The sequence below is a fragment of the Streptomyces sp. MB09-02B genome (genome assembly GCF_033794485.1).
GTDB lineage: Bacteria > Actinomycetota > Actinomycetes > Streptomycetales > Streptomycetaceae > Streptomyces.
The window spans coordinates 1-6539 of sequence record NZ_JARGEE010000459.1 but is presented as its reverse complement, the minus strand read 5'-3'; the positions used below and the strand labels follow the sequence as shown (position 1 = coordinate 6539).

7 protein-coding genes are annotated in these 6539 nt (G+C 70.9%); 4 read left to right on the top strand and 3 right to left on the bottom strand.

Annotated elements, in window-relative coordinates:
* From P1P70_RS37840 to P1P70_RS37830, 3 genes are all read left to right on the top strand, one after another.
* On the top strand, window positions 1-325 hold a 325-nt coding region (locus tag P1P70_RS37840; protein WP_319245846.1), incomplete at its 5' end, for a substrate-binding domain-containing protein.
* A gap of 225 nt (window positions 326-550) precedes the next feature.
* Window positions 551-1777: an acetyl-CoA C-acyltransferase gene (locus tag P1P70_RS37835; protein ID WP_319245845.1), complete on the top strand. Its 1227-nt coding sequence runs from the start codon at window positions 551-553 to the stop codon at window positions 1775-1777.
* Window positions 1774-3903 carry a 3-hydroxyacyl-CoA dehydrogenase NAD-binding domain-containing protein gene (locus tag P1P70_RS37830; protein ID WP_319245843.1) on the top strand — a complete coding sequence of 710 codons (2130 nt, stop codon included), beginning with the start codon at window positions 1774-1776 and terminating at the stop codon, window positions 3901-3903. The genes P1P70_RS37835 and P1P70_RS37830 overlap by 4 nt, the downstream gene beginning before the upstream one ends.
* A 48-nt stretch (window positions 3904-3951) precedes the next feature.
* Here the strand turns inward: P1P70_RS37830 and P1P70_RS37825 are convergent, their stop codons facing one another.
* The 3 genes from P1P70_RS37825 to P1P70_RS37815 all read right to left on the bottom strand — a co-directional run bounded on the left by P1P70_RS37825 (window position 3952) and on the right by P1P70_RS37815 (window position 6071).
* Entirely contained in the window at window positions 3952-4110 is a 159-nt protein-coding gene (locus P1P70_RS37825) for a hypothetical protein (RefSeq protein ID WP_319245841.1), read from the bottom strand.
* A gap of 4 nt (window positions 4111-4114) precedes the next feature.
* Window positions 4115-4798: a hyaluronoglucosaminidase gene (locus tag P1P70_RS37820; protein ID WP_319245840.1), complete on the bottom strand. Its 684-nt coding sequence runs from the start codon at window positions 4796-4798 to the stop codon at window positions 4115-4117.
* A gap of 151 nt (window positions 4799-4949) precedes the next feature.
* On the bottom strand, window positions 4950-6071 hold the full coding sequence (locus tag P1P70_RS37815) for a hypothetical protein (RefSeq protein WP_319245838.1): 1122 nt from the start codon (window positions 6069-6071) through the stop codon (window positions 4950-4952).
* 143 nt (window positions 6072-6214) lie between these two features.
* Here P1P70_RS37815 and P1P70_RS37810 point away from each other — a divergent pair.
* Window positions 6215-6539: NTP pyrophosphohydrolase (locus P1P70_RS37810; protein ID WP_319245836.1), on the top strand; the 325-nt coding region annotated here is incomplete at its 3' end.

Here is a 6539-nt window from a genome sequence, read left to right as displayed (position 1 = left end):
GTCGCTGCTGACCGGGGCGCGTGGTGATCGTCCTAAGGCGATCGTCTACGACAACGACATCATGGCGGTGGCGGGGTTGTCGGTGGCGGCGGAGATGGGGGTGCGGGTGCCGGAGGAGGTGTCGTTGCTGGCGTGGGACGACTCGCAGTTGTGCCGGCTGACGCGGCCGACGTTGTCCGCGATGAGTCATGACGTGTACGGGTTCGGGGCGGAGGTGGGGCGGACGTTGTTCGGGGTGATCGCAGGGGACGGAGAGGTCGGGGTGTCGCATCCGGTGGCCACGCCTGTGCTGGTTCCGAGAGGGTCCACTGCGACTGCTCCTTGATCGCCGTACGGGACTGCGGGGACGTCGTGGCTGGTCGCGCAGTTCCCCGCGCCCCTGCGGCGGCTGCGAGTAACCGGCGGTAACATGCTGACCCGATGTGACCTTCGCCGCTCCCTCCCTCAGGGGTGGGCAGCGCTGTTACTCGCAAGTAGCATGGGCCTGAGCGCGCGCTCAGCGGTTGCGCGTCGCAGCAGTGCCGTCCCGCACCTCTGGAGGAGAGCCATCGTGCCTCGTACCGTCAAGGAAGTCGTCTTCGTCGACGGCGTCCGCACCCCGTTCGGCAAGGCGGGCCCGAAGGGCATCTACCACGAGACCCGCGCCGACGACCTCGTCGTGAAGGCGATCCGGGAGCTGCTGCGCCGCAACCCCGGTCTGGAGCCCGCGAAGATCGACGAGGTCGCCATCGCCGCGACCACGCAGATCGGTGACCAGGGCCTCACCATCGGCCGTACGGCGGGCATTCTCGCCGGGCTGCCGCAGTCGGTGCCCGGCTACTCGATCGACCGTATGTGCGCCGGCGCCCTGACCGCCGTCACCTCGGTCGCCGGTTCCGTCGCCTTCGGCGCGTACGACGTCGCCATCGCCGGTGGTGTCGAGCACATGGGCCGCCACCCGATGGGCGAGGGCGTCGACCCGAACCCGCGGTTCGTCAGCGAGAAGCTGGTCGACGAGTCCGCCCTGTTCATGGGCATGACCGCCGAGAACCTTCACGACCGGTACCCGACGATCACCAAGCAGCGCGCCGACGAGTACGCCGTGCGCTCCCAGGAGAAGGCCGCCAAGGCGTACGCCAACGGCAAGATCCAGGCCGACCTGGTACCGATCTCGGTGCGGCGGACGAACGCGGAGGCCGGTGAGACGGGCTGGGGCCTGGTCACCGCCGACGAGCCGATGCGGCCGGGGACGACCCTGGAGAACCTGTCGGGCCTCAAGACCCCCTTCCGCGTGCACGGGCGGGTCACCGCCGGTAACGCGGCCGGGCTGAACGACGGCGCCACCGCCTCGCTCATCGCGTCCGAGGACTTCGCCCGCGCGAACGACCTCCCGGTGAAGATGCGCCTCGTCTCGTACTCCTTCGCGGGTGTCGAGCCGGAGGTCATGGGCTACGGCCCGATCCCGGCGACGGAGAAGGCGCTCGCCCAGGCGGGCCTGTCCATCGACGACATCGGCCTGTTCGAGATCAACGAGGCCTTCGCCGTCCAGGTGCTCGCCTTCCTGGAGCACTACGGCATCGCCGACGACGACGCGCGCGTCAACCAGTACGGCGGCGCCATCGCCTTCGGTCACCCGCTGGCCTCCTCTGGTGTGCGTCTGATGACGCAGCTCGCCCGCCAGTTCGAGGAGCAGCCGGAGGTCCGCTACGGCCTCACCACCATGTGCGTCGGCTTCGGCATGGGCGCCACCGTCATCTGGGAGAACCCGCACCACAAGGACGCCGGAGGCGACAAGTGAGCACCACCGCTGAGCTTCTCAAGGGCGCGGCCGAGCTGTTCCCCGACGAGGTCGTGACGTCCGCGCACGTACGCCACCTCGACCTGCCGTTCAACGCCGGGCGCTTCGCGCTCATCACGCTCGACAACGGCTTCGACCACACCAAGCCGACCACCTTCGGCCCGGCGTCGCTGGCGAACCTGAACACCGCCATCGACCAGGTCGAGAAGGAGGCCGCGGCCGGCGAGATCGTCGGTGTCGGTGTCACCGGCAAGCCGTTCATCTTCGCGGTCGGCGCCGACCTCAAGGGCGTCGAGCTGCTGAAGGAGCACGAGCACGCGCTCGCCATCGGCAAGGGCGGCCACGAGGTCTTCAAGCGCCTCGCCGGCATCGCGGTGCCGACCTTCGCGTACTACAACGGTGCCGCCATGGGCGGAGGCGTCGAGGTCGGTCTGCACTGTTCCTACCGGACGGTGTCCGCGGCCCTGCCCGCCTTCTCGCTCCCCGAGGTCTTCCTCGGTCTGGTCCCCGGCTGGGGCGGCTGCACGATCCTGCCGAACCTGATCGGCGCCGACAAGGCCGTCTCGGTGATCATCGAGAACAGCCTCAACCAGAACAAGCAGCTCAAGGGCAAGCAGGTCTACGAGCTCGGGATCGCCGACGCGCTCTTCGAGGGCGCGGACTTCCTGGAGCAGTCCCTGCTGTGGACGGCGTCCGTCCTCAAGGGCGAGATCGTCATCGACCGCCCGGTCATCGACCGCGGCGAGGCCTGGGACCAGGCCGTCGCACGCGGCCGGTTCATCGCCGACTCCAAGGTGCACGGCGCGGCCCCGGCCGCCTACCGCGCGCTGGACATCATCGCCGCCGCCAAGAACGGCGACCTCCAGCAGGGCTTCGACGCCGAGGACGTCGCCCTCGCCGACCTGATCATGGGTGGTGAGCTGCGCGCCGGCATCTACGCCTTCAACCTGGTGCAGAAGCGCGGCAAGCGCCCCGCCGGCGCCCCGGACAAGTCGCTCGCGCGTCCGGTCACCAAGGTCGGCGTCGTCGGCGCCGGTCTGATGGCCTCCCAGCTCGCGCTGCTCTTCCTCCGCCGCCTGGAAGTGCCGGTCGTGCTGACCGACATCGACCAGGAGCGCGTCGACAAGGGTGTGGGCTACGTCCACGCCGAGATCGACAAGCTGCTGCTCAAGGGCCGTATCAACCAGGACAAGGCCAACCGCCTCAAGGCGCTGGTCACCGGTGTCCTGGACAAGGCCGAGGGCTTCGCGGACGCCGACTTCATCATCGAGGCCGTGTTCGAGGAGATCGGCGTCAAGCAGCAGGTGTTCGCGGAGGTCGAGGCGGTCGCCCCGGCGCACGCGATCCTCGCCACCAACACCTCCTCGCTGTCGGTGACGGAGATGGCGTCGAAGCTGAAGAACCCCGAGCGGGTCGTCGGCTTCCACTTCTTCAACCCGGTCGCGATCCTGCCGCTCCTGGAGATCGTCCGGGGCGAGGCCACCGACGACGCCTCGCTGGCCACGGCCTTCGCCGTCGCCAAGAAGCTGAAGAAGACCGCGGTCCTCGTGAAGGACGCCCCGGCGTTCGTCGTGAACCGCATCCTCACCCGCTTCATGGGCGAGATCCAGAACGTCATCGACGAGGGCACGCCGGTCGAGGTCGCGGAGAAGGCGGTGGAGCCCCTGGGCCTGCCGATGTCGCCGCTGGTGCTGCTGGAGCTGGTCGGCCCGGCCATCGGTCTGCACGTCTCGGAGACCCTCAACCGGGCCTTCCCGGACCGCTTCACGGTCTCCCCGAACCTCGCGGCCGTCGTCAAGGCCGGCAAGCGCGGCTTCTACGTCTACGACTCCGGGAAGCCGGAGCTGGACCCCGAGGTCGCCGCGCTCCTCAAGCAGGGCGACTCCGTCCTGTCCGAGGAGCAGGTGCGGGCCCGTGTGCTCGACGCCGTCGCCCAGGAGATCGGGCTCATGCTCGACGAGGGTGTCGTCGCCGAGGCGCAGGACATCGACCTCTGCCTGATCACCGGCGCCGGCTGGCCCTTCCACCTGGGTGGCATCACGCCGTACCTGGACCGTGAGGGCGTCAGCGAGCGGGTCAACGGCAAGAAGTTCCTGGAGGCCGGGGTGGCCTCGGTCCCCGCGTGACCCTCTGACAGGGGGGAGGGCCTCCGCCTGCGGGCGGAGGCCCTCTTCTCATGTGTCCGCCGCGTCCCCTTCGGCTGCCGCGAGCCGCGCCTTCAGTTCGGCGTTCTCCGCCTCCAGCAGCGCGATGCGCTTACGGGCGAAGTACAGCTCCATGACGGCGTCGTGGAACTCGGAGATGAGCTGGTCGGGGGTCAGTTGCACGGTCACGCCCCTACGCCAGCTGCGTCGGCTTGCCGCCGACGGCCTTCCAGAACAGCTTGCCGCCCTGGGCGTACAGGGAGCCCCCGCCCGCCGCGGCGGGCGCGCCCGTCGGTTCGGTGGCGACGTTCGCGAGGCGTACCGCGCCCTCGGCGAGGACGGCCGAAGCCGCGTCGGCTCCCTGGACCACGTGGAGCTGGGCCAGTGGCTTGTCCCCCCGTTTCACGCCTATGCCGGTCAGCCCGTTGCCCTTGACGACGAAGTCGTCCCGGCCCGGGGTGTTCCGCAGGATCATGAGGGCGCCGGTGGTCGGGCCGTCGGTCGCGGTCACGAAGATGCCCTGGGCGGCGGTCCCCGCCGTCCTCAGGTCGATCGAGAGCCCGGAGGAACCGGGGTCCGAGCCGTCGGCGTAACCCATGTGGGAGATCTTCAGTGTGCCGTGCGCGGTCTCCACACCCGTGAGGTACATGGCCGAGGTCTCCGGGTTGTCCGAGGTGACGTTCAGCGCCACGGACTTCTCCCCGGACGTGGCCTTGTGATTGATGGTGACCGTGTGCTCGGTCGTCGACGTCCCCAGGAACTGGGCCGGCGCGGTGTACGACGTGAACTCGCCCGCGGCGGCGGCCGTCTCCGCGCCACCCGCCGCGACGGTCACCGCACCGGCGGTGAAGCCTCCGAGGAACACTCTGCGTCCCATTGCCATGTCCGTACTCACCTTCCTTCTGGTCGAGTTGGCCATGCGATCACGCTCCACAAGATCCGCACAACGGTGTTCTGTGCTCAAACTCCGTCGGCGGGCCGGAACTTGAGCGCGTCGCCGACAGACATGCGGGCGCGTGGACGCCCCGTCAGACGGCGACCGAGGGCGCCAACGCCAGGCCCGCCTCGTCGTTCTGCCGGGCTATGCGCAGCGCTCCCCCGGCGTCGATCACCCCGAGCACCACCCGCCCGTGGGCGTCCCGAGCCAACGCCGGCGCCCCCACACCGCGCTCGCGGGTCGGCGACCACCACAGCCCGGCCTCCTCGTTCTCCGTCCCGCAGGCCGCCAGCACCACCCGCCCCTCGACGTCGCGACGGGCCAGCACCGTGCAGTCGTACCCGTCGAGCGGCGCACGCAGCACGGCGACCGGGCCCTCGGCCGGAGACCCGCCCAGCGGGATCACGGGACCGCCCGGCCGGTGCGCGACGACACCTCCGGTCTCCGGGTCGGTCCAGTAGTACGTGGCCCGGTCGGGCCCGGTCTCCAGACCGACCACGCTGCCGGGAGCGATCGACAGCGCGGTGGTCGGTTCCTGGCCGAAGTTCCCGTCGGGTTTCTCCTGCGTCCAGCGCATGACGAGGTCCTGACCGCCGGCCAGTGCCTCGACGTGCCCGGAGGCGTACGCGACCACGGCCACCGGGTCCCGCACCAGGCGGCCCTTGAGGTCGGTCCAGGCGCTCCACTTGCCGCCCGCGAGCTCCCGGCGCAGCATGACGCCGCCCCCCGCGTTGCGGGCGAGGACATGGACGTTGCCGCCGGCGCTCACCGCGCCGGTGGGCATGCCGAAGCGCGCCGCCTTCGCCGCGTCCTTGTGCGGATTGCCCAGCGAACGCCACTCGGTGACCGGTCGTCCGGTCTGGTACTGGATGGCGTGCACGACGTCCACGGCGGGCGGGCCGTCGCTCTTGGGGACCTCACGGCGGCCGAGGAAGTGCACATAGGTGTCCGCGCCCTGCACGACATGGAGGTCGGTCAGCCCCGACACGGGGAAGAGGTCCGGAGCGGTCCACTCGCCGCCGCCGGGCCGCGTCTGCGTCCAGCGCAGCAGCCCCGCACGCGCGCGGGCGTACGCGGTGAGCCTGCCGTCCTTGCCGAGGACGAGCCAGGAACCGGTGAGCGTGGTCTCGGCCCTGTGCCGCCCGCTCGCGCCGTTCGCCGCGATGTCGGCCGCCGTCCCCTGGGCGGCACCGCGCCCGGATCTGGTCCGCATGACGTGACCCGCCCCTTCCGACGACGCTCGGCGCGGCTCCCCGGCCGCCTTCTCGCACGACAAGCGGAGGCCGAGCGGCCCCCATCATAGGATCAACGTTTCGCCAACCCCGCGCGGCCGCCCGGCATGCGACCCTGTCCCCCATGGACGCGCCCCTGCTCGTGATCGTCGACGCCGCCAACGTCATCGGCTCCGTCCCCGACGGCTGGTGGCGCGACCGGCGCGGCGCGGCGGAGCGGCTGCGCGACCGTCTGGCCCGCGACGGGGTGCCCGGCAGGGACGGGCCCGTCGAGCTCGTGATGGTCGTCGAGGGCGCCGCCCGAGGTGTGGAGCCGGTGCCCGGCGTACGGGTCGAGGCGGCGCCCCGCAGCGGTGACGACCGCATCGTGGAACTCGTCACCGAGGAGGCGCACGACCGCCCCTGCCTCGTGGTCACCGCCGACCGTGAACTGCGGCGCAGGGTGGGCG